Origin of the sequence: Rhodoferax sp., from assembly GCF_023700745.1 — a bacterium.
Taxonomy (GTDB): domain Bacteria; phylum Pseudomonadota; class Gammaproteobacteria; order Burkholderiales; family Burkholderiaceae_C; genus Rhodoferax.
Map to the genome: position 1 here is coordinate 25,908 of NZ_JAMPYG010000008.1, position 21,746 is coordinate 47,653.

The window sequence follows — 21,746 nt, forward strand, 5'->3', positions numbered from 1 at the left end:
TTAATCGTCCTTCACCTCAGGCGTGTGCCGCTCCATCAACCACGCAACGACCGCAATCAACAAGGCCCACAGGACCATCAACACCGCTGGAAACAGCGGCACACCAAGCACCGTGGTATCCACGTCCCACAGCCCCAACAGCGGAAAATTCAACAACACCCAGCCGCAGCAAAACAAGGCTACCAGGCGCTGGGTCGTCAAACTGCTGGCCATACTGCGGTTGCAGGAAACCATTTACCTCAGGCCTTGCCCTTGAGCCAGCTGGCATGGGCATGGCGACTGAGCGCAAAACTAGCAATGAACTTGCACCAGATGGTGCTGCCGGCAATGGCGCTCCAGGTGCTGTAGTCCCAATAACCCGCCAGTACCGCGCCAATCACACAAACGACAATCACCCCGGCCACCAGATTGATCGCCATTTCATAGGGTGCAAATTTTTCGGGGTTGGCGGGTGCCTCACCACGCCTGATGGCCACCTCGGAAAAATCACGGTACACCACAATGCGCCAGGCCCGGCGCAGCCAGACAAAGCTGATAGGAAACAGCGCCAAAAACAAAATCCACGTCATTGCGACGCTGATATCAAATACCATGTCAGGCTCCAGAACAAATTGGAAAGCCCTGCCAGCTTGATGACCGGCAGGGCTTTGATTGTCACCCCGACCCGTTGCTACGGACAAGGGTTTGATTTAAGCGCTTAGCTCACCTTCAGTGGGCGCCATCCACCAGCTTGGAACCGCGCGGAATACGCACCGACTCCACCATGTGTTGGATGTGCTCAGGTGGCTCGGGTGTCACCTTGTCGACAGCGAAAGCCACGGCAAAGTTCACCAGCGCACCAATGGCACCGAAGGCCTCGGGCGTGATGCCAAAGAAGGAGTTGGGACCACCAATGAGGCCAAGGTATTCGGTACCCTTGATAAAGAAGATACCCTTGTGCGCAAACACATAGAACAAGGTGATGAACAAGCCTGCCAGCATACCGGCCATGGCACCTTCCTTGTTCATCTTCTTGCTGAAAATACCCATCATGATGGCAGGGAACAGCGAAGAAGCGGCAATACCGAAGGCCAGGGCCACGGTACCCGCCGCAAACCCGGGCGGATTCAAGCCCAGATAGCCCGCCACCACAATCGCAGCAGCCATGGCGACCTTGCCTGCCAGCAACTCACCTTTTTCAGAGATATCCGGCATGAAGATGTTCTTGATCAGGTCATGGGACACCGCAGCAGAAATGGCCATCAGCAAACCAGCCGCCGTGGACAGCGCAGCAGCCAGGCCACCGGCAGCCACCAGACCGATCACCCAGTTGGGCAGCAAGGCAATTTCAGGATTGGCCAGCACAATGATGTCGGCGTTCACATCAAGCTCGTTACCCTTCCAGCCGGCAGCAGTTGCCTTGGCGATAGCGGCTTCGTTCTTGGTCTTGTCGTTGTAGTACTGGATGCGGCCGTCAGCGTTTTTGTCGGTGAACTTCAGCAAGCCTGTCTTTTCCCAACGCTTCATCCAGTCCGGACGTGTCTCAGCCTGGATACTGGCCTCAGGAGCGTACAAGTCGCCACCCTTGGCCACGGCGGTGTTCACTGTCGAGTGCAGATTCAGTTTGGCCATGGCAGCCACAGCCGGTGCCGTGGTGTACAGAATGGCAATGAAGACCAGCGCCCAACCCGCAGACGAGCGGGCGTCTTTCACGGTAGGCACCGTGAAGAATCGCATGATGACGTGCGGCAAACCGGCAGTACCAATCATGAGCGACATGGTGTAGACAAACATGTTGAGTGTGCTGCCGGCCGTGGTCGTGGTGTATTTGCCAAAACCAAGGTCAGTCACCACGCCATCCAGTTTGGCCAGCAGGGACATGTCGGTACCGGTCATGGTGCTGCCCAGACCCAACTGCGGCAGGAAGTTGCCGGTGAGTTGCAGCGAGATGAAAATGGCCGGAATGGTGTAAGCCAGAATCAGCACGATGTACTGCGCCACCTGGGTATAGGTGATGCCTTTCATGCCGCCGAACACGGCGTACAGGAACACGATGCCCATACCCACATAAATGCCGACGTCGCTGGACACGCCCAGGAAGCGCGAGAAAGCCACACCCACACCGGTCATTTGACCAATGATGTAGGTCAGCGAGGCTGTCAAAAGACAAATCACGGCGATCAGCGAAGCACCCTTAGAGTAGAAGCGGTCACCGATGAACTGCGGTACGGTAAATTTTCCGAACTTGCGCAGGTACGGCGCCAGCAACATGGCGAGCAGCACGTAGCCGCCGGTCCAACCCATCAGGAACAGCGCACCGCCATAGCCCATGTTGGCGATCAGGCCGGCCATGGAGATGAAAGACGCCGCACTCATCCAGTCGGCGCCAGTCGCCATGCCATTGAGCACCGGGTGCACCGAGCCGCCCGCAGAATAGAACTCACTGGTGGAGCCGGCACGTGCCCAGACGGCGATGCCGATGTAGAGCGAAAAGCTCAAGCCCACCATCAAATAGATTGTTGTTTGAAGATCCATGCTTTAGTCCTCAGTCTTCGTGAACGTCAAACTCAACGTCCAGTTTGTTCATGCGCCAGGCGTAATAAAAGATCTGCACCACAAAGATGTACATGGCACCCTGATGGGCGAACCAGAATCCCAGCGGATAACCGCCAAGGTGGAACTGGTTGAAAAAGTCAACAAACAAAATGCCCGCCCCGAAGGACACCAGAAACCAGAGGATCAGCACATTCCTCAGCAGTTTCAAGGTTTCCTTCCAGTAGGCACCACTGTCGTAGTCATGCTTCATGAAGTCTCCTAAGTTGTAATGAGTCGAAACAGCTAAATTAGCTGCGCCTTTACAGTGCGTGGTGTGTACCCTCGCTTATGCAAGGCGGACTATTAAGGCACTTGCTTACAGTTTTCTGATAAACCCAGCCTCTGTGCATGAAACAAGGGTAAACACTTACCGAATACTTTGTTCGTCCTTTGCCGGACCTCTTCATAGGCAAATTTGGCATTCATCAGCCCCTGGGTAAGCACCGGGTAAGCGCGGGGTAAGTGCTTGGTAAGTACCGCCACTTAGCCTTGCTCTCGTCGCAATTTATAAGGAGACACTTTATGCAAGATGATTTGATACAGAGGGTTGTCAGCAACCCTCAATACCAGGAGCTCAAGCGCAAGCGAAGCAGCTTTGGCTGGACGCTGACCTGGGCCATGATGATCGTTTACTACGGCTTCATCCTGCTAGTGGCGTTCAACAAGGAGTTCCTGTCGCAAAAGCTGGGCACTGGCGTCATGACCATTGGCGTGCCCATTGGCTTTGGTGTGATTGTGTTCACCGTCGTTATCACCACGATTTACGTCCGTCGCGCCAACAGCGAGTACGACGACCTGACTGCCGCCATCACCAAGGCGGTTTTGAAATGACCATTACAAATACAAACAAGCGCCTTCTCGCGCTGATCTCGCTGCTCGCTGTTTCCGCTGGCGCCTTTGCCGCTGGTGCTGACCTGGGCCAGGCTGTCAAACAACCCACCAACTGGACGGCCATCAGCATGTTTGCCGGTTTTGTGGTGTTCACGCTGTTCATTACCAAATGGGCGGCCGCCAAGACCAAGTCGGCCGCTGACTTCTACACGGCAGGTGGCGGCATCACCGGCTTTCAGAATGGCCTGGCCATCGCGGGCGACTACATGTCTGCTGCCTCCTTCCTGGGTATTTCCGCCGCCGTGATGGCCAGCGGTTTTGACGGTCTGATCTATTCCATCGGCTTCCTGGTGGGCTGGCCGGTCATCACCTTCCTGATGGCCGAGCGCCTGCGCAACCTGGGCAAGTTCACCTTTGCCGACGTGGCCGCTTTCCGCTTCGAGCAAAAACCGGTGCGTATTTTTGCGGCGTCGGGCACGCTGGTGGTGGTGGCGTTTTACCTGATCGCCCAGATGGTGGGTGCCGGTCAGCTCATCAAGCTGCTGTTTGGCCTGGAATACTATGTGGCCGTGATCATTGTCGGCGCGCTCATGATGGTCTATGTGCTGTTTGGCGGCATGACCGCCACCACCTGGGTGCAGATCATCAAGGCTTGCCTGCTGCTGGGCGGCGCCACTTTCATGTCCTTGTCGGTGCTGTGGCACTTTGGTTTCAGCTTTGAAGCCATGTTCGCAGGGGCCGTCCAGATCAAGACCGATCTGGCCCTGAAAGACGGCAAGATCGCCGAAGTCGCGGCGGCTGCGGGCCAGTCCATCATGGGCCCGGGTAATTTCGTGAAAGACCCGATTTCGGCGATCAGCTTCGGCATGGCGCTGATGTTCGGCACCGCTGGGTTGCCGCATATCCTGATGCGCTTCTTCACAGTACCCAGTGCCAAGGCGGCACGTTCGTCCGTGATGTGGGCCACTGGCTGGATCGGCTACTTCTACCTGCTGACCTTCATCATCGGCTTTGGCGCGATCACCTTTGTGCTGACCAATCCGCAATTCATCGATGCCAAAGGTGCCCTGCTCGGCGGCGGCAACATGGCGGCGATTCACCTGGCCAACGCCGTCGGCGGTAATGTCTTCCTGGGCTTCATCTCGGCTGTGGCTTTTGCCACGATTCTGGCCGTGGTGGCTGGTTTGACGCTGTCTGGTGCCTCTGCGGTGTCTCACGACATCTACGCCACCGTGATCAAGAAGGGCAAGGCCAACAGTGCCGACGAGCTGCGCATCTCCAAAATCACCACCATCTGTCTTGGCATTCTGGCGGTGACTTTGGGTATTGTGTTCGAGAAGCAGAACATTGCCTTCATGGTGTCCCTTGCCTTTGCGATTGCCGCGTCAGCCAACTTCCCGGTGCTTTTCATGTCTGTGCTGTGGAAAGACTGCACCACGAAAGGTGCCGTGATTGGCGGCTTCCTGGGCCTGATCTCTTCCGTGGCATTGACGGTGGTGTCGCCCTCGGTGTGGGAAGCCACGCTGGGCAACCCCAAGGGCTCGGCGCTGTTCCCCTACACCTCGCCTGCCCTGTTCTCCATGGCGATTGGTTTCATCGGCATCTGGCTGTTCTCGGTACTTGATAACAGCGCCCGTGCCAAGCAGGACCGTGCGGGCTTCCTGGCGCAACAAGTGCGTTCGGAAACCGGCATTGGTGCTGATGGCGCGTCAGGACACTGATGTAAAACCGCTGACATCGCTGCACCTCAGGGTGTCGATGCGATAAGCTCAAGGGGCTGCTGACAAGGTGTCTGCAGCCCTTTTTATCTACAGAAGGTGATCGTGTCCGACGACTTTTCATTCGATACAGCACCCTTCAACGAACTGACCTCGACCGAGCGAACGCTGTTGCAGGAACTTGCGGTCACGGTCCGCCATCGACCCGGTGAGATGATTCTGTGGCCCCATACTGAGTACCCGCAGTGCTTGTGGGTGGTGCATAGCGGTCATGTACAGCAGGAAGACAGGGGGCAAATCCATATTCTGGGCGCTGGCGAATCATTCAATTGGCGCGCGGTTCTGACCGGACACAACCAGGCGACGGTCACAGCCCTTGATGAGGTGCAGCTATGGCAGCTACCCAGGGCAACACTGCTGCACTTGCTGGCCGACAATGCCCGCTTCAGCGCCAAAGTGTTCAGTGAGGTCGCCGGCCATCTCGCAGACGACGAGGGGATGGACCAGCACCGTGAATTACTGTCACTGATGCTGGTGCGCGTCAGGGATGCCTACCTGCAAAAGCCTTTTTATGTGGACGGCCAGCTTGATCTGGTGTCGGTTTGCCGTCTGTTGTCCGAGCACAAAACAAGTCATGCGCTGGTTCGCGATGAGAAGAATGGCGTTGAACGCATTGGCATGTTCACCACCACCGACCTGCGCGAGGCCCTGCTGCACCCGACGCCGCCGGCACAACTGGCGGTGCGCGACGTGGCCCGCTTTGACCTGATCACCGTCGCGCCGGAAGCCGAGCTCTTTGATGCACTGCTGATCATGCTGCGGCACCGGGTGCACCGAGTACTGGTGAAAGATGGCGACAGCATCGTGGGTGTGCTGAGCCAGCTCGACCTGATGAGCTTCATGTCGAACCATTCGCACCTGATCACCTTGCAGGTGGAGCAGGCCCACAGCGTGGCCGAACTGCAAGTGGCTGCCCTGCAGGTGGACGACACCATCAAACTGCTGCAGCGCGGCGGTATGCGCATCGAAATCATCTCCAGATTGGTCAGTGAGCTCAACAGCCAGATATTCGCCCGCCTGTGGGCACTGCTGGCGCCGCCGGAACTGGTACAAAACAGCTGCTTGCTGGTGATGGGCAGCGAGGGGCGCAGCGAACAAATTCTGAAAACCGACCAGGACAATGCGCTACTACTGCGCGACGGGTACCAACACCCTGATTTGCCCAAGATCACCCGACAGTTCAACGCCGCCTTGCTTGACTTTGGCTACCCGCCCTGCCCCGGCAACATCATGGTGACCAACCCGATGTGGTGTCAAAGCCTTGGTGCCTTCAGGCAGACCATTGGTCAATGGCTGTATGGTGCTGACCCCGAAGGCCAGATGTACCTGGCCATTTTCATGGATGCCCGCGCCGTTGCAGGCGATACCGCGCTGTTGCTGAACGCGCGCGCCTTCGCACTCACCATGGCCATTGGCAGCGATACCTTTATCAGCCGCCTGGCCAGTGCCATCGACCAATTCCAGGAACCCGGCAGTGCCTGGTGGAACCGTTTGCCCTTGCTGCAAAACCGCGAAGCTGAAACTTTTGACCTGAAGAAAATTGGCAGCTTCCCGATCGTGCATGGCACACGCGCACTGGCGCTGGAATACCGGCTGGAAGAACTGGGCACGGTAGAGCGCTTGCAGGCTTTGGCCCATCTCCAGATCCTGCCCGCCACACTGGCACGCGACCTGGTTGCAACGCTGCACATGTTGATGGCCCTGAAACTGCACAACAACCTGCGTCAACGCTCGTTGGGGCAAGCCATCAGCAACCTGGTCGAACTTGGCAGCCTGGGCACCCTGGACCGGGACCAGCTCACCGATGCCCTGGGCATCATCCGTCAGTTCAAGCAGTTTTTACGACGCCACTATCACCTGGAGTAGCCATCACACAACTGACTAGCGCAGTGTCAAATAAGTCGCACCATTGAAAGCGGTCATCTCGCCAATATCGGCCGCCTCGGCAAAGCCCTGTTCCCTGAAGATCGCCAGCACCGCCGCCACCGCCTCTGGCGCACAACTCACCAGCAGACCGCCGCTGGTTTGCGGATCGGTCAGCAAGGCTTGCTCGACCGCTGAAAAATCGTCGGGCAAATGCACCTCATGACCATAGGCCGCCCAATTGCGCGCCGACGCACCAGTGATGCAACCCTGCTGCGCCAGTTCGCGCACGCCACTCAGGAACGGCACCATCTGCCATTCCAGTTGCACCGTACAGCCAGCGCCGCGCGCCATCTCCAGCACATGACCGGCCAGCGCAAAGCCGGTGACATCGGTCAAGGCATGCACACCCTCGAGCGCAGCCAGCGCCGGGCCGGGTGTGTTGAGCTGGGTGGTGGTGCTTATCATCCGGGCGTAACCGGCGGCATCGAGCTTGTCTTTTTTGAGCGCAGCCGACATCACGCCCACGCCCAGCGGCTTGCCCAGGATCAGGCGGTCGCCCACCTGCGCGCTGGCGTTGCGCTTGACACGGCCCGGGTGCACCAGGCCCATCGCCACCAGGCCATAAATCGGCTCGACCGAGTCGATGGTGTGGCCCCCGGCAATCGGGATACCGGCGGCGCGGCAGACACTGGCGCCACCCTCCAGAATCTTGCCAATGGTTTCCACCGACAGCACGTTGATCGGCATGCCCACCAGCGCCAGCGCCATGATGGGGGTGCCGCCCATGGCATAGACGTCGCTGATGGCATTGGTGGCGGCAATGCGGCCGAAGTCAAACGGGTCGTCGACGATCGGCATGAAAAAGTCGGTGGTGGCAATCAGCGCCTGCTCGTCGTTGAGCTGGTACACCGCCGCATCGTCGGCGGTCTCGATGCCCACCAGCAGCTCCTTGGGCATCGGCATGGCCGTGGTGCCCTTGAGGATGCTGGACAAGACACCGGGGGCGATCTTGCAACCACAACCGCCGCCGTGCGACAGGCTGGTCAGGCGTGGCTCGGCGCGCACGGGAACTGCTTCAGGGGCAGCAGAAGAGGTTTGGTTTTCAGCAGTCATCGGGTTCGCCCCCGTTTGGGGTGATGGATCAATCAAGACACCATTATCGGACGCCAGCCATGATGTGCAAATGCCTCAGGCGTTTGCCCCTTTGGCGCAGGCGGCGCAGACACACGCCTTGCCCCGCGCAGCCTCAGGAACCTTGTTGAGCAAATCTTGTGAAAACTGCGTCTGTGTGCACCAGCAGGGTGGCTGCGGGATGCCGGTGGCGAGCTGAACTTCCATGGCGCATTGGTTAGGCTGGCCGCACAGCGGGCAGTTTTGCGGATGGACGGGTGAGGTGGATGTCATGGGCATGTTTATACCTGAGAATAGCCGCCGGCACGCATGATCACGGCGCCAGCGGCTATTGATCCGTCGACGCGGGAATCAAGCCATGCGCGCTGCCGCCTTCACCTTGAGCCGCCAGCCATGCAGCAGCGGTTCGGTATAACCGCTGGGCTGTTCAAGCCCCTTGAAGACCAGATCACAGGCCGCCTGATACGCCATGCTGGTGTCGAAGTGGCCGGCCATCGGCTGGTACAACGGATCACCAGCGTTCTGGGCATCGACCACGGCGGCCATGCGCTCGAAGGTTTCTTTCACCTGCTCGGACGTGACCACGCCATGGTGCAGCCAGTTGGCCATGTGCTGGCTGGAAATACGCAGCGTGGCGCGGTCTTCCATCAGGGCTACATTGTGGATGTCGGGCACCTTGGAGCAACCCACGCCCTGGTCCACCCAGCGCACCACGTAACCCAGAATGCCCTGGGCATTGTTGTCGAGCTCCTGCTGTTTCTCGGTCGCGCTCCAGTCCGGCGTGGCGGTCACGGGAATGGTCAGCAGGCCATTGAGCAAGGCATCGCGCTCCTTGTCGGCGTTGATTTTTTCCAGCTCTTTTTGCACGTCTTTCACCAGCACCTGGTGGTAGTGCAGCGCGTGCAACGTGGCGCCGGTCGGGCTCGGCACCCAGGCGGTGTTGGCACCCGCCTTGGGGTGACCAATTTTCTGCTCCAGCATGGCCTTCATGAGGTCGGGCATGGCCCACATGCCCTTGCCGATCTGTGCCTTGCCGCGCAGGCCGCAACCCAGGCCCACCAGCACGTTGTTGCGCTCGTAGGCAGCAATCCAGGCGCTGGATTTCATGTCGCCCTTGCGGATCATCGGCCCCGCCTGCATGGCGCTGTGCATTTCGTCGCCGGTGCGGTCCAGGAAGCCGGTGTTGATGAAAGCGACGCGGCTGGCAGCGGCGGCAATGCAGGCCTTCAGGTTGACGCTGGTGCGGCGCTCTTCGTCCATGATGCCGAGCTTGACGGTGCTGTCAGGCAGACCCAGCATGGCTTCGACGCGGCCAAACAGTTCGCCGGCAAAAGCCACCTCGGCCGGGCCATGCATCTTGGGCTTGACGATGTAGACCGAGCCCTTGCGCGAGTTGCGGATGGCGTCCTTTTTGGTCTTGGCCAGGTCGTGCATGGCGATGGCGGTGGTGACCACGGCATCCAGAATGCCCTCGGGAATTTCGCGCACAGTACCAGCCTTGTCGGTGTACAAAATGGCCGGGTTGGTCATCAGGTGGCCGACGTTTCGCACAAACATCAGCGAGCGGCCATGCAGGCGCACCGGCTTTTTGCCGTCGGGCGCGGTGTAGACGCGGTCGGGATTGAGGCCACGGGTGAAGGTTTTATTGCCCTTGGCGACTTCTTCGGTCAGCGTGCCCTTCAAAATGCCGAGCCAGTTGCTGTAAGCCAGCACCTTGTCGTCGGCGTCCACGGCGGCCACCGAGTCTTCCAGGTCGAGGATGGTTGACAGCGCCGCTTCCAGCACCAGGTCGGACACGCCGGCCGGGTCACTGGCGCCAATCGCGGTGGCGCGGTTGATGATCAAATCCAGGTGCAGGCCGTTGTGTTCCAGCAGCACCGACGAAGGTGCCTTGGCCTCGCCCTGGTAACCCGCCAGCTGACTGGCGTCCGCCAGGCTGGTGTGGCTGCCGTCGGCCAGATGGACGGCCAGCTTGCCGCCCTTGATGCGGTAGCCCACCGAGTCCACATGCGAGCCCTTGCGCAACGGCGCGCAGCGATCCAGCACATGGCGTGCATAAGCAATCACTTTCGCGCCGCGCTTGGGGTTGTAACCGCCCTTTTTGCCGACTTTTTCACAACCCTTGGCTTCGTCGATCGCATCGGTACCATACAGCGCGTCGTACAGGGAGCCCCAGCGCGAGTTGGCGGCGTTCAGCGCGTAGCGCGCGTTCAGAATGGGGACCACCAGTTGTGGGCCAGCCTGTTTGGCCAGTTCGGCGTCCACGTTCGAGGTGGTGATGCGGGCCTTTTTGGGCGGCTCGACCAGGTAGCCGATCTCTTGCAGAAAGCGGCGGTAGGCAGGCATATCGGCGATGGGCCCAGGATTGGCCTTGTGCCAGGCATCAAGCTCGGTTTGCAGGCGGTCGCGCTCGGCCAGCAGAGCGATGTTCTTGGGGGCCAGGTCGGCCACGATGGCGCCAAAACCTTTCCAGAATTTGGCGGGTGCCACGCCGGTGCCGGGCAACACCTGGGTTTCAATGAATTGGCACAGATTGCTGGCGACTTGCAGGCCGTTCTTGGTGATGCGTTCAGTCATGGTGGTGAGGCTCAGAGTTAAAAATCAAGGGTGGAAAAAGTCCAGCGCGGCGCGCAGGTCGGCTCCGCTGCGGGTGGGCTGGGTGCCCAGTTCTTCAAAAGGCAGTTGGTAGCGATTGACCCACAGCGTGGTGTAGCCATACCAGGTGGCGCCCAAGGCGTCCCAGCCGTTGCAACTGACGAACAGGATGTCACGCGCCGCCAAGCCGGTAGCCTGCTCACCCAGTGCGTAGGCTTCGGGGTCGGTCTTGAATTTACGGATCGGGTCGACGCTGATGACGTGATCAAGCAGGCCGTCAAAGCCGGCCGAATGCACGGCAGCCTGCAACATGGCAGCGTCGCCATTGCTCAAAATGCCGATAGCAATGCCTTGCGCTTTGAGCTGCTGCAACACTGCGAGGTTTTCCGGGAAAGCATCGAGATGCTGGTACTGGGCCAGCAACAGTTCGATGGCAGGCTCGTACGCCCGCAGGAAATCGTCCTGGGCCAATGCTTCACGCTTGCCCGCCACGACTCTCTTCATGGCGAAGACCAGCGCGGCCCGGGTCAGCGCGCTGAAGGGCTGGTAGTGCGCACCGTGGTTGCTGGTGGTGACCAGCCGGGTGTACTCGATCTGCTTGTCACGCCACAACATACTCAGGGCCTGGCCTTGGCCTGGAAAAAGTTCTTCGGCCAATTGAGCCACGCTGTACACATCGAACAGCGTGCCGTAGGCGTCAAACAGCACGGCGCGCGGCGGGTTGCGGCGGGGTCCAGTGGCTTGAGCCTGCAAGGTTTGGGTTGAACTTGGCATGCCCCGATTTTATGAATGGATGCTGATCACAGACCTTGAACCACCGCGCAAGAGCTTTAACCAAAATGCAGGTAATGAAAGCATCCATGGCCACACGGAATTCTTGTGGCCAAGCCCTTATTCAATCAGGACTTTTCCAGCCAGGATGGCATGCAGGTAACTTCGCCCATTGTCCGGCTTAAGAAAATGCCGGTACGCCTGCACGCCGAATCTCATCGGATCAGCCAGGTAGATGGTGGTCCCCATCTGCCAATCGCCTTCGTAACCGTGCCCGGGGGATTTCCTCAGAATGCGCTCTCGTACTGCGGGAGCCATGGTCGCAAACATCGTCACGTAGGCCAGATACTCTTTTGCTTGGATGGTCGGCCTGGCAAACTTGAAGTTGCAGTCGCTTATGGCATGCGCGACTTCGTGCGCGGCGAGGCTGCGGTAGAGCGAGCCCTCCATTGGGATGTGAAACCAGTTTTTGAATTTTTTGAATTCCGAATAGGTCAATAGATGGACCGCTTGATCCGTATCACCATGGCAAACGTCTGGCGAATCCAGATAGAGACCTCCTGTGCTAGCCGTCCCGGCGGGGGGCAGTTTCTGTGCGATCACGATCACAACCCGATTGGCTGTATTGAAGCCCTGCGCTCTGAGAAAGTAAATTGCGTCGTGTGCACCCTGGCATGCAAGTTTGACATCCGCAGGGTCACAGGCACGAACAGGCTTGTCTTTCGTGGCACATGTGACTCGAATCCGTTCCTCCGCTAGGGTGGCGCACGAACCAATGGTTGCAGCCCGGACGGGTGATGCACTGCCAAACCATAGTCCGCCCCCCATGGCCACGGCCGACACGGCACAAGCCACTGCGTCGGCCGATTGAACCCAGTGTTTCATAAAAATCCCCCTTACCCTGCTCAAGCAGCGTGCGTTCACTGTGGACTTGCTGCGGAATGATTTGTTGATAATTGTCAAGGCGCTGAAATGCCAGAGCCATCAGCACCTTGCAACCAGCGCCGGTTCGCCTCCCCTCTTCCATTGATCCGGTCCGATGGTGTTGTTTGCGAAATAATCGGCTCAATCCAGAAAGTGCATCGCCATGAACCCAAGCCCCGAAGAAAAACCCCATTCCCTGCCGCTGACCGGTCTGCGCGTGGTCGAATTCACCCACATGGTCATGGGCCCGACATGCGGCATGGTACTGGCCGACATGGGCGCCGAGGTGATCAAGGTCGAACCGATCGAGGGCGACCGCACCCGCCATTTGCTGGGCGCGGGTGCCGGCTTTTTCCCCATGTTCAACCGCAACAAGAAGAGTATCGCTATCGACCTGCGCAAGCCCGAGGGTGCCGCCATTGCACGCCAGCTGGCCTTGAGCGCCGACGTGGTGCTGGAAAACTTCAAACCGGACACCATGGCCAAATACGGGCTCGATTACGCCGCCCTGTCCGGCCAAAACCCGAAGCTCATTTTTGTGAGCCACAAGGGCTTTTTGCCCGGGCCTTACGAGCACCGCACCGCGCTGGATGAAGTGGTGCAAATGATGGGCGGCCTGGCCTACATGACCGGCCGTCCCGGCGACCCGCTGCGCGCCGGCACCAGCGTGAACGACATCATGGGGGGCATGTTTGGCGCCATTGGCACTTTGGGTGCGTTGATCCAGCGCGGCATTACAGGCAAAGGCCAGGAAGTGCAAAGCGCGCTTTTTGAGAACAACGTGTTCCTGGTCGGCCAGCACATGCTGCAATACGCCATCACGGGCCAGCCCGCCGCGCCCATGCCGGCGCGCATCTCGCCCTGGGCGGTGTACGACGTGTTCACGGTCAAAGACGGCGAGCAGATTTTTATCTCGGCCGTGAGTGACGCGCAGTGGGCCACTTTTTGTGACGTCTTTGGTTTTGCCGACCTGAAAGCCGATGCGCGCTATGCCAGCAACAACGACCGCGTGCGCGAGCGCCCCACGTTGATGCCTATCCTGCGCGAGCGCCTGGGCCGCTACAGCGCCGCCGAATTAAGCGACCTGATGGAATCCAACAAACTGCCCTACGCACCCATCCGCAAGCCCGAGGAACTGTTTGACGACGAGCACCTGCTGGCCACCGGCGGCCTGGCCGACATCATCCTGCCCGACGGTGAGCGCGCCGGGCAAACCACCCAGGCCACGCTGTTTCCTTTCACCATGGACGGCCAGCGCCTGGGCGTGCGCCTGAGCCCACCAAAGCTGGGCGCACATACCGATGAATTATTGAATGCCTTGGGCCTGGATGCGGGCGCCGTGCAGGCGCTGCGAGCGGCCGGCGCGGTGGCCTGAGTCGTCAGTCTGACAAAGGCATCGCCTGCTCTGCCAGGCTGGCGTGCAACGCGGCGCCCAAGGGCAACACCTCGTCGTTGAAGTCGTAGCGGTTGTTGTGCAGGTGGCAACTGCCCATGCCATTCTCGGTGCCTTGGCCGAGTCGCAGGTAGGCCCCGGGTTTGACGCGCAGCATGAAGGAAAAATCTTCGGCGCCCATGCTCGGCTCCAGGTCGCGCACCACGTTGGCGGCCCCCACCAGACTTTCCGCCACGTCACCGGCAAAGCGGGCCTCAAGCGTGGTGTTGACCGTGGCCGGGTACATGCGCTGGTAAGTCACTGTCGCGCTGGCACCAAACGCCTGTGCCACCGAACTGCACAACTCATGGAGGCGGCACTCAATCAGCGCCTGCACCTCGGTCCTGAACGTGCGCACCGTGCCGACCAGGGTGGCGCTGCCCGCCACCACGCTCATGGCGCCGAGGTCACCCGCCTGCATGGCGCACAGGCTGATGACGGCACTGTCCACCGGCTTGACGTTGCGCGACACGATGCTCTGCACGGCGGTGATGATGTGCCCCGCCACCAGCACCGGGTCCACCGTCTGGTAGGGGTGGGCGCCATGGCCGCCCTTGCCGGTGATCTCGATGGAAATACGGTCTGCCGCCGCCATCATCGGCCCCGTATTCAGGCCGATGGTACCGGGGCGCATGGCCGGCCAGTTGTGCATACCAAACACGGATTGCACCGGAAAACGCGCGAACAAGCCATCGTCGATCATGGCCTGGGCACCGGCGTAACCTTCTTCTCCGGGTTGAAAGATCAGCACGGCGGTACCGTCAAAGTTGCGCGTCTCGGCCAGGTAGCGCGCCGCGCCCACCAGCATCGCGGTGTGGCCGTCGTGGCCGCAGCCATGCATCAGGCCGGGCTGGGCAGACTTCCAGGCAAAGTCGTTGTGTTCGGTCATGGGCAGCGCGTCCATGTCGGCGCGAAGGCCAATCATCCTGCCGCTGCTGTGCCGTTTGCCCTGGATCACGGCCACCACGCCGGTCTTGCCGATGCCGGTATGGATGGCATCGACACCACAGACTTTCAGCGCCTGCTGTACGCGACCAGCGGTGTAGACCTCTTCAAAGCCAAGCTCCGGATGGGCGTGCAGGTCGCGCCGCAGGGCGGTCAGCTCAGGGTGGAAAGCGGCAATGTGCGCAAAGGCACGGCTGCTGGCGGTGTATTTCAAGAGACGGCTCCTTCAGGTCAATGACGCCCAAGCATCACACCCCAAACAGTTCGCCGCCGGCCTGGTCTGCGGGTGGCGTCACGCCCAGATGCCGGTAGGCGGCCAGCGTGGCAATGCGCCCGCGCGGGGTACGCTGCAGATAGCCTTGCTGGATCAGGTAGGGTTCGATCACATCTTCGATGGTTTCGCGTTCCTCGCCAATGCTGGCGGCAATGTTGTCGAGGCCGACCGGACCACCGTCGAAACGGTGGATCACGGCTTCGAGCAATTTGCGGTCCATCAGGTCAAAGCCCTGCGGATCCACATCAAGCATGGCCAGCGCGCGGTTGGCAATGTCCAGCGTGATGTCGCCCACGCCTTTCACATCGGCATAGTCGCGCACCCGGCGCAACAAGCGGTTGGCAATGCGCGGTGTGCCACGCGAACGCCGCGCAATCTCGAAGCCGCCGCGCTCATCGGTCGGCACGTTCAGCAGCCCGGCGCTGCGCTTGACGATGCGCGCCAACTCTTCGGCGCTGTAAAACTCAAGCCGCGCCACGATGCCGAAGCGGTCGCGCAGCGGGTTGGTCAGCATGCCCGCGCGGGTGGTGGCCCCCACCAGGGTGAAGGGCTGCAGATCGAGCTTGATGGAGCGCGCCGCCGGGCCTTCGCCGATCATGATGTCGATCTTGTAGTCTTCCAGCGCCGGGTACAGGATTTCTTCAACCACCGGACTCAGGCGGTGGATCTCGTCGATGAACAGCACATCGTTTTTTTCCAGATTGGTCAGCAGTGCCGCCAGGTCCTTGGGTTTTTCCAGCACCGGGCCACTGGTCTGGCGCAGGTTCACGCCCAGCTCGTGCGCAATGATGTGCGAGAGCGTGGTCTTGCCCAGACCCGGCGGGCCGAACAGCAGCACATGGTCGAGCGCCTCGCTGCGCATTTTGGCCGCACCGATGAAAATTTCGAGCTGTTCGCGTGCCTTGGCCTGGCCCACATACTCATCGAGCAGCTTGGGCCGCAGCGCGCGTTCGATCGCTTCCTCGTTGGGCGAGGCAGGCGCGTTGGACACCACCCGCTTGGGCGGCACCGGGGCAAAGTCGTCGGTTTGAATACTCAAGGCAGGCTCAATTCAGCGGCAAAAACAGGCACTATAGCGCCAGCCGGGCCGCCAGCCACTGACTTAAATGACTGGCGGGGTTTTCAAAGCCATGGATACCGCGGTAATGGTCGGCGTCAGGCAAGGCGCTGAGCTCACCCGCATTGCCAGCGGCTTGCCAGGCCCCCAGAAAACTGCTGGCCTGGCGTTCAAATTCCGGGGTTTCTTCGCTGCCCCAGTTCACCCAGATCGGCGTGGCGCAAGGGCGCACGCCAAACATCGGCGAATTGCGGCGGATGAGGCCCTCGTCGAGCTGGATCATGGGCTGCAAATAGCTGTAGCGCAGCGGCGCAATGTCGTAGATGCCGCTTACCAGCAGCGCGGCCGCGATCGGGTCGGCGGGCATACCGTAGTCCTCGGCCCAGCGCGTCTGCAGGCACATGGCGGTCAAATGGGCGCCCGCCGAATGCCCGCCCAGCGCCAGTCGTGCCGGATCGCCACCGTAATCGGCAATGTGGTGGTGCGTCCAGGCCACGGCAGCGCGCACCTGGCGCGTGATTTCATCAAGCGTCACAAAAGGGCACAGGGCGTAGTTGACCACCACAGTGGTGATCCCCAGCGGCTGCAGGCCCAGCGCCACACAGCTGAATTCCTTGCTGGAGAACGCGCGCCAGTAACCACCGTGGAGGAACACGAACACCGGTGCATTGGGGGCATCGGCTGGAAAGATGTCGAGTGTCTCGGCCAGTGTGGGGCCGCAAGGCACATCAAGCACACAGCGCAAGCTGGCGCGAGCCTGGGCCGAGCGCGCAGCGTAATGTTTAGCCGGTGCCGTGGGGTCAGTCAGCTTGATGGCGGGGTTGTACTGTGCATCAAGCTGGGCCTGCGTTTCAAATTCACGGTAAAGAGGTGTCATGGCTCAAATAAGGAAAAATCACACGCCAACATAACGTTGCCACAGGGCCGGCTGCGCCGCCAATTGCGCCGAGTCGCCTTGCCACACCACCTGGCCGCGCTCAAGAATGCTGTGGTGATGCGCCAGTCTGATCAGCCGCTCGACGTATTTGTCAATCACCAGAATCGTCTGGCCACGGCTGCTCAACTGATGCAGACATTGCCAGATGTCCTCGCGCACCAGCGGCGCCAGGCCCTCGGTGGCCTCGTCCAGAATCAGCAGGTGAGGGTTGGTCATGAGGGCGCGACCAATCGCCAGCATTTGCTGCTCGCCACCCGAGAGTTCGTTGCCCATGTGGCGCACGCGCTCAGCCAGGCGCGGGAACAAATCAAACACCGCCTCCAGGCACCAGGGGTCGGTCGAGCCGTTGCGGTTGGCGGCAAAGGCCAGCAGGTTTTCCCTGACCGACAGATTCGGAAAAATCTGCCGCCCTTCAGGCACCAGCGCCAAGCCCATGCGGGCAATGCGGTCGGGCGTGTAGCGGTCGATGCGTTCGCCGCGAAAGCGCACGCTGCCGCTGAACGCCGGCGTCAGACCCAGGAGCGAGCGCACCGTGGTGGTTTTGCCCATGCCATTGCGCCCGAGTAGCGTGGCGACCTCGCCGTGCTGCACGGCAAAAGTCACGCCAAACAGGACCTGACTGGCGCCATAGGCGGTTTCCAGAGCCTCAACTTCAAGCAGCGCGCTCATGCCCTGGCCTCTTCATCGTCACCCAGGTAGGCCCGTCGTACTTCGGGGTGCTGGCGGATGTCATCGGGGGTGCCGCAGGCAATGACCCGGCCGGCCACCAGCGTCGAAATGCGGTCGGCCAGGCGGAACACCGCGTTCATGTCGTGCTCGATCAACAGCAGCGTGGTCTCACCGCGCAGGCTCTGCAACAGATTGAGCATGCGCTCGGATTCATCCGGCCCCATACCAGCCATGGGCTCATCGAGCAACAGCAGTTTGGGTCGGGTGGCCAACGCCAGACCGACCTCCAGCTGGCGCTGCTCGCCGTGCGACAGCGCGCCGGCGAGTTGATGGATTTGCAGCGCCAGACCGACCCGCTGTGCCACATCGGCCGCCAGCGCGTAGCGCCCGGCATCGCGGCGTGCCGAGCGCCAGAAGTTCAGGCTGTGACCGCTATATGCCTGCACCGCCAGTGCAATGTTGTCCAGCACCGACAGGCGGCTGAAGATGCTGGTGATCTGGAACGAGCGCGCCAGGCCATGTGCCACCCGCTGGTACATCGGCATGCGGCTGATGTCCATGCCGTCAAACTGGACACGCCCGGCGTCGGGCGCAAGGGCGCCGGAAATCAACTGGATCAGCGTGGTTTTACCGGCGCCGTTGGGGCCGATCAGCGCATGGATCTCACCCGCCTGCACGCTCAGGCTGGCATGATCGGTGGCGCGCAGGCCGCCATAGGACTTGACCAGCCCGTCCACCTGCAACAGCACGCCGGGACTCATGGCGCCTGCCTTTTGCGCTGCAGGCTCAACAGCCCGTTCGGCGCCAGCAGCACCACGGTGAGCAACACCGCGCCCAGGCCAAACTGCCAGTGGATGGTGGTGCTACTTAAGAGTTCTTCGAGCAGCAAAAACACCACGGCACCGACCAGGCCGCCGTACAAATGGCCGACGCCGCCCAGAATCACCATCACCATCAACATGCCCGACTCGCTCCACTGCATCATCGACGGACTGACAAAACCGCCCTGATGCGCGAGCAGGGCACCGGCCAGGCCAGCCAGCGCACCCGCCAGCACAAAAGCCGTCAATTTGAAACGGTACACCGGAAAACCGATGGCCGCCATGCGCGTCTCGTTTTCTCGAATCGCCTGCAAGGCGTGGCCAAAGCGGGAATTCAGCAAGCGATGCACCGCCAGAAACACCAGCGTGGTAACGGCCAGCACCAGGTAATAAAACATACCATCCTGGCTCATGTCCAGGTCAAACCCCAGCTTGAAGCGCCCCGCCAGCGACAGGCCGTCGTCGCCGCCATAGGTCTTGATCGACACCATCAGGTAGTACAGCATTTGCGCAAAGGCCAGCGTGATCATGATGAAGTAGACGCCCCGGGTGCGCAGGCTGATAGCCCCGATGAGCAAGGCCATCGCAGCCGCAGCCACAAAAGCCAGCAGCAGTGCCAGCCAGGCGGAATGGACGCCATGTTGCATCAGGATGCCCGCCGCATAGGCCCCGACACCGACAAACGCGGCATGGCCAAAACTGACCATGCCACCAAACCCCAGGATCAGATTGAGACTGGTGGCCGCCAGCGCAAAAATCAGGATGCGGCTGGCCACGCCCACGTAAAAGTCCAGTCCCCAGGCGTGTGCCAACTCGGGCAGCAGCACCAGCGTGATCAGCAGGGCCAGACCAGAGCGCCAGTACAAGACGTGGTCCAGCAAGCCGGGCAACAGGCGCACCGTTGCCGTGGCCACCGCTACGGGCTTGGCGGCTTGTGAATCCACATCAGCCATGGGCAGGAAACAGCCCTTGCGGCTTGAAAAACAGCACGGCCGCCATCAGCACATAAATCAGGATGGCGGCGACGGCCGGACCCGCGCTGGCAGCCAGCGTCGGACCCAGGACGCGCTCAAAGACAAAAGGAATCAGGGTGCGCCCGGCAGTGTCCACCACCCCCACCAGCAGAGCGCCCAGCAGCGCGCCGCGAATCGAGCCGATGCCGCCAATCACGATCACCACAAAGGCCAGAATCAGGATGCTCTCGCCCATGCCGACCTGCACCGCCAGCAGCGGCCCGAGCATGCCGCCAGCCAGCGCGCACAAGCCCGCACCGATGGCAAACACCAGGGTAAACAGGCGCCGCACATCGACCCCCATGGCCAGCGCCATCTCTCGGTTCGAGGCGCCGGCGCGCACCTGCATGCCCAGCCGGGTGCGCGTCACCAGCAGGTACAGCAAGCCGGCAGCCATCAGTCCCACGGCAATGATAAGCAGGCGGTAAGCCGGGTAGCTGAAGCCCGGCAGCAGTTCCACCGGGCCGGCCAGGGCAGCCGGCGGGTTGAGCGCAATGGGCTGCGAACCCCAGACCATGCGCACCGCTTCGTTGCTCATCAGCAAAATGGCAAAGGTGCCCAGCACCTGTGACAGGTGATCGCGCTGGTACAAGCGGCGCAGCACGGCCAGCTCAAGCAGCGCGCCAAGCACCGCCGTGGCAACCACACCAAGCCCCAGCCCGGTCCAGAACGAGCCACTGGCCAAGGCGATGCTGGCAATCAGGTAGGCTCCGATCATGTAGATCGAGCCATGCGCCAGGTTGATCATGTCCATGATGCCAAACACCAGCGTCAGACCGGCGGCCAGCAAAAACAGCATCAGGCCAAATTGCAGGCCGTTGAGCGACTGTTCCAGAACCAGAATGCCTGTCATCGTGAGCGGCCCACCTCAGCTGGCATCAGAGTGCAGGCATCTTGCACTCGCCCACATAGGCATCGGCGTGGTTCTTGAACACCGTTCCCAGTGTACGGTTGGTGATGCGGCCCTGGGCGTCCTTGGTGATCACACGCAGGTAGTAGTCCTGGATGGGATACCCGTTGGTGTTGAACTTGAAGGCGCCGCGCACCGAGTCAAATCTGGCAGCGGCGATGGCCTTGCGCAGCGCCGCTTTGTCGCTCAGATTACCCTTGACATCGCGCACGGCGGCGTCCATCAACCGGGCAGCGTCGTAGCCTTGTGACGCATACAAAGTGGGCAGGCGACCATAGTCTTTTTGAAAATCTGCGACAAACCGCTTGTTGGCCGGGTTTTGCAGGTCGTGCGCCCACTGCGAGGTGTTGAACATACCCAGCATGGGCTCACCCACGGCACGAATCACGTCCTCATCGCCCGAAAAGCCCGGGCCAAACAAGGTCATATCCTTGGACAGACCGGCACCGACGAACTGCTTGATGAAGTTCACCCCCAAGCCGCCGGGCAAAAAGATGTAAACCGCATCCGCACCCGAGGCGCGCATTTTGGACAACTCGGCACCGTAGTCCAGCTGGCTTAAGGGCGTGTAGGTTTCCAAGGCGATTTGTCCCTTGAAATAACGCTTGAATCCGGCCAGGGCGTCCTTGCCCGCCGGGTAGTCAGGCGCCAGCAAGGCCACTTTCTTGAAGCCCTTGTCCTGCACCGTTTTGCCCACCGCTTCGTGCTGGTTGTCGTTCTGATAGGAGGCGCTGAAAAAATACGGATTGCACTGGGCACCAGCGTACTGCGACGGACCGGCGTTGGCGCTGATATAGAAAGTTTTGGCATCAAAAATCGGCTTGCCCACCGCCAGCATCACGTTTGAAAACACCACGCCGGTCATGAAATCCACCTGGTCGCGCTTGACCAGCCGGTCTGCGGTTTGTTTGGCGGCGTCGGGCTTGCCCTGGTCGTCGGCCACGATCACCTCGACCGGCAGCCCACCGAATTTGCCATTGGAATGCTTGAGCGCCAGATTGAAACCGTCGCGAATGTCAATGCCCAGACCCGCACCGGGACCGGACAAGGTGCTGAGCAGACCGACCTTGACCTTGTCGGCGGCAAAGGCCGATCCCGCCAGACCGAGCAGTGCGGTGGCCGCGGTCAGTGTGAGGCTCAGGGATTTAAAACCAATCGTTTTCATCAAGATATCCTATCAGGGGTTGAACTGGAAATACGCCGGGATGCAATTCAGGC

General features: G+C 60.7%; 21 protein-coding genes. 4 read left to right on the top strand and 17 right to left on the bottom strand.

The window, feature by feature from the left end:
• From NDJ10_RS08120 to NDJ10_RS08135, 4 genes are all read right to left on the bottom strand, one after another.
• Complete coding sequence (locus tag NDJ10_RS08120; RefSeq protein ID WP_296160971.1) at nt 1–234, bottom strand: hypothetical protein; 234 nt, start codon at nt 232–234, stop codon at nt 1–3.
• A 5-nt stretch (nt 235–239) separates the two neighbouring features.
• On the bottom strand, nt 240–593 hold the full coding sequence (locus NDJ10_RS08125) for a hypothetical protein (protein WP_296160974.1): 354 nt from the start codon (nt 591–593) through the stop codon (nt 240–242).
• Between the two features lie 115 nt (nt 594–708).
• Nucleotides 709–2,514 (bottom strand): sodium:solute symporter family protein, encoded by a 1,806-nt coding sequence (locus NDJ10_RS08130; RefSeq protein ID WP_296160975.1) that lies wholly within the window; start codon nt 2,512–2,514, stop codon nt 709–711.
• Nucleotides 2,515–2,524: 10 nt separating this feature from the next.
• The gene (locus NDJ10_RS08135; RefSeq protein WP_296160977.1) at nt 2,525–2,785 is read right to left on the bottom strand and encodes a DUF4212 domain-containing protein; all 261 of its coding nucleotides are present in this window, start codon (nt 2,783–2,785) and stop codon (nt 2,525–2,527) included.
• 311 nt (nt 2,786–3,096) lie between these two features.
• On the opposite strand from NDJ10_RS08135, the gene NDJ10_RS08140 reads away from it, so the two are divergent.
• The 3 genes from NDJ10_RS08140 to NDJ10_RS08150 all read left to right on the top strand — a co-directional run bounded on the left by NDJ10_RS08140 (nt 3,097) and on the right by NDJ10_RS08150 (nt 7,049).
• Complete coding sequence (locus NDJ10_RS08140; RefSeq protein WP_296160978.1) at nt 3,097–3,405, top strand: DUF485 domain-containing protein; 309 nt, start codon at nt 3,097–3,099, stop codon at nt 3,403–3,405.
• Nucleotides 3,402–5,126, top strand: coding sequence for a cation acetate symporter (locus NDJ10_RS08145; protein WP_296160980.1), 1,725 nt, complete (start codon nt 3,402–3,404; stop codon nt 5,124–5,126). The genes NDJ10_RS08140 and NDJ10_RS08145 overlap by 4 nt, the downstream gene beginning before the upstream one ends.
• Before the next feature lie 102 nt (nt 5,127–5,228).
• Nucleotides 5,229–7,049 carry a DUF294 nucleotidyltransferase-like domain-containing protein gene (locus NDJ10_RS08150; protein WP_296160983.1) on the top strand — a complete coding sequence of 607 codons (1,821 nt, stop codon included), beginning with the start codon at nt 5,229–5,231 and terminating at the stop codon, nt 7,047–7,049.
• A 15-nt stretch (nt 7,050–7,064) separates the two neighbouring features.
• Here NDJ10_RS08150 and selD read toward each other — a convergent pair whose 3' ends face one another.
• The 5 genes from selD to NDJ10_RS08175 form a co-directional block, all read right to left on the bottom strand.
• On the bottom strand, nt 7,065–8,162 hold the full coding sequence (selD, locus tag NDJ10_RS08155) for a selenide, water dikinase SelD (RefSeq protein WP_296160985.1): 1,098 nt from the start codon (nt 8,160–8,162) through the stop codon (nt 7,065–7,067).
• A gap of 75 nt (nt 8,163–8,237) precedes the next feature.
• Nucleotides 8,238–8,453 carry a cysteine-rich CWC family protein gene (locus NDJ10_RS08160; protein ID WP_296160986.1) on the bottom strand — a complete coding sequence of 72 codons (216 nt, stop codon included), beginning with the start codon at nt 8,451–8,453 and terminating at the stop codon, nt 8,238–8,240.
• Nucleotides 8,454–8,531: 78 nt separating this feature from the next.
• Nucleotides 8,532–10,757: a malate synthase G gene (locus NDJ10_RS08165; RefSeq protein ID WP_296160988.1), complete on the bottom strand. Its 2,226-nt coding sequence runs from the start codon at nt 10,755–10,757 to the stop codon at nt 8,532–8,534.
• Nucleotides 10,758–10,781: 24 nt separating this feature from the next.
• Nucleotides 10,782–11,549 (bottom strand): haloacid dehalogenase type II, encoded by a 768-nt coding sequence (locus tag NDJ10_RS08170; protein WP_296160990.1) that lies wholly within the window; start codon nt 11,547–11,549, stop codon nt 10,782–10,784.
• Between the two features lie 117 nt (nt 11,550–11,666).
• Nucleotides 11,667–12,509, bottom strand: a complete 843-nt coding sequence (locus NDJ10_RS08175) for a DUF6639 family protein (protein ID WP_296160992.1) — start codon at nt 12,507–12,509, stop codon at nt 11,667–11,669.
• Nucleotides 12,510–12,633: 124 nt separating this feature from the next.
• Between NDJ10_RS08175 and NDJ10_RS08180 the strand changes: the two genes are divergently transcribed.
• Nucleotides 12,634–13,845, top strand: a complete 1,212-nt coding sequence (locus tag NDJ10_RS08180; RefSeq protein ID WP_296160994.1) for a CaiB/BaiF CoA-transferase family protein — start codon at nt 12,634–12,636, stop codon at nt 13,843–13,845.
• A gap of 4 nt (nt 13,846–13,849) precedes the next feature.
• On the opposite strand, the gene NDJ10_RS08185 is transcribed toward NDJ10_RS08180, so the two are convergent.
• From NDJ10_RS08185 to NDJ10_RS08220, 8 genes are read right to left on the bottom strand one after another with little or no spacing between them, the layout of a single operon-like run.
• The gene (locus NDJ10_RS08185; RefSeq protein ID WP_296160996.1) at nt 13,850–15,061 is read right to left on the bottom strand and encodes a M20 aminoacylase family protein; all 1,212 of its coding nucleotides are present in this window, start codon (nt 15,059–15,061) and stop codon (nt 13,850–13,852) included.
• 34 nt (nt 15,062–15,095) lie between these two features.
• Nucleotides 15,096–16,160, bottom strand: a complete 1,065-nt coding sequence (ruvB, locus tag NDJ10_RS08190; RefSeq protein WP_296160998.1) for a Holliday junction branch migration DNA helicase RuvB — start codon at nt 16,158–16,160, stop codon at nt 15,096–15,098.
• A gap of 31 nt (nt 16,161–16,191) precedes the next feature.
• Nucleotides 16,192–17,055, bottom strand: a complete 864-nt coding sequence (locus tag NDJ10_RS08195) for an alpha/beta hydrolase (protein ID WP_296161001.1) — start codon at nt 17,053–17,055, stop codon at nt 16,192–16,194.
• 18 nt (nt 17,056–17,073) lie between these two features.
• Nucleotides 17,074–17,784 (bottom strand): ABC transporter ATP-binding protein, encoded by a 711-nt coding sequence (locus NDJ10_RS08200; protein ID WP_296161002.1) that lies wholly within the window; start codon nt 17,782–17,784, stop codon nt 17,074–17,076.
• Nucleotides 17,781–18,545, bottom strand: coding sequence for an ABC transporter ATP-binding protein (locus NDJ10_RS08205; RefSeq protein WP_296161004.1), 765 nt, complete (start codon nt 18,543–18,545; stop codon nt 17,781–17,783). The genes NDJ10_RS08200 and NDJ10_RS08205 overlap by 4 nt, the downstream gene beginning before the upstream one ends.
• Nucleotides 18,542–19,558: a branched-chain amino acid ABC transporter permease gene (locus NDJ10_RS08210; protein ID WP_296161007.1), complete on the bottom strand. Its 1,017-nt coding sequence runs from the start codon at nt 19,556–19,558 to the stop codon at nt 18,542–18,544. Before NDJ10_RS08210 ends, NDJ10_RS08205 begins: the two co-directional genes overlap by 4 nt.
• On the bottom strand, nt 19,551–20,471 hold the full coding sequence (locus NDJ10_RS08215; RefSeq protein ID WP_296161008.1) for a branched-chain amino acid ABC transporter permease: 921 nt from the start codon (nt 20,469–20,471) through the stop codon (nt 19,551–19,553). Before NDJ10_RS08215 ends, NDJ10_RS08210 begins: the two co-directional genes overlap by 8 nt.
• Before the next feature lie 25 nt (nt 20,472–20,496).
• Nucleotides 20,497–21,693, bottom strand: coding sequence for an ABC transporter substrate-binding protein (locus NDJ10_RS08220; protein ID WP_296161010.1), 1,197 nt, complete (start codon nt 21,691–21,693; stop codon nt 20,497–20,499).
• Between the last annotated feature and the right edge of the window lie 53 nt (nt 21,694–21,746).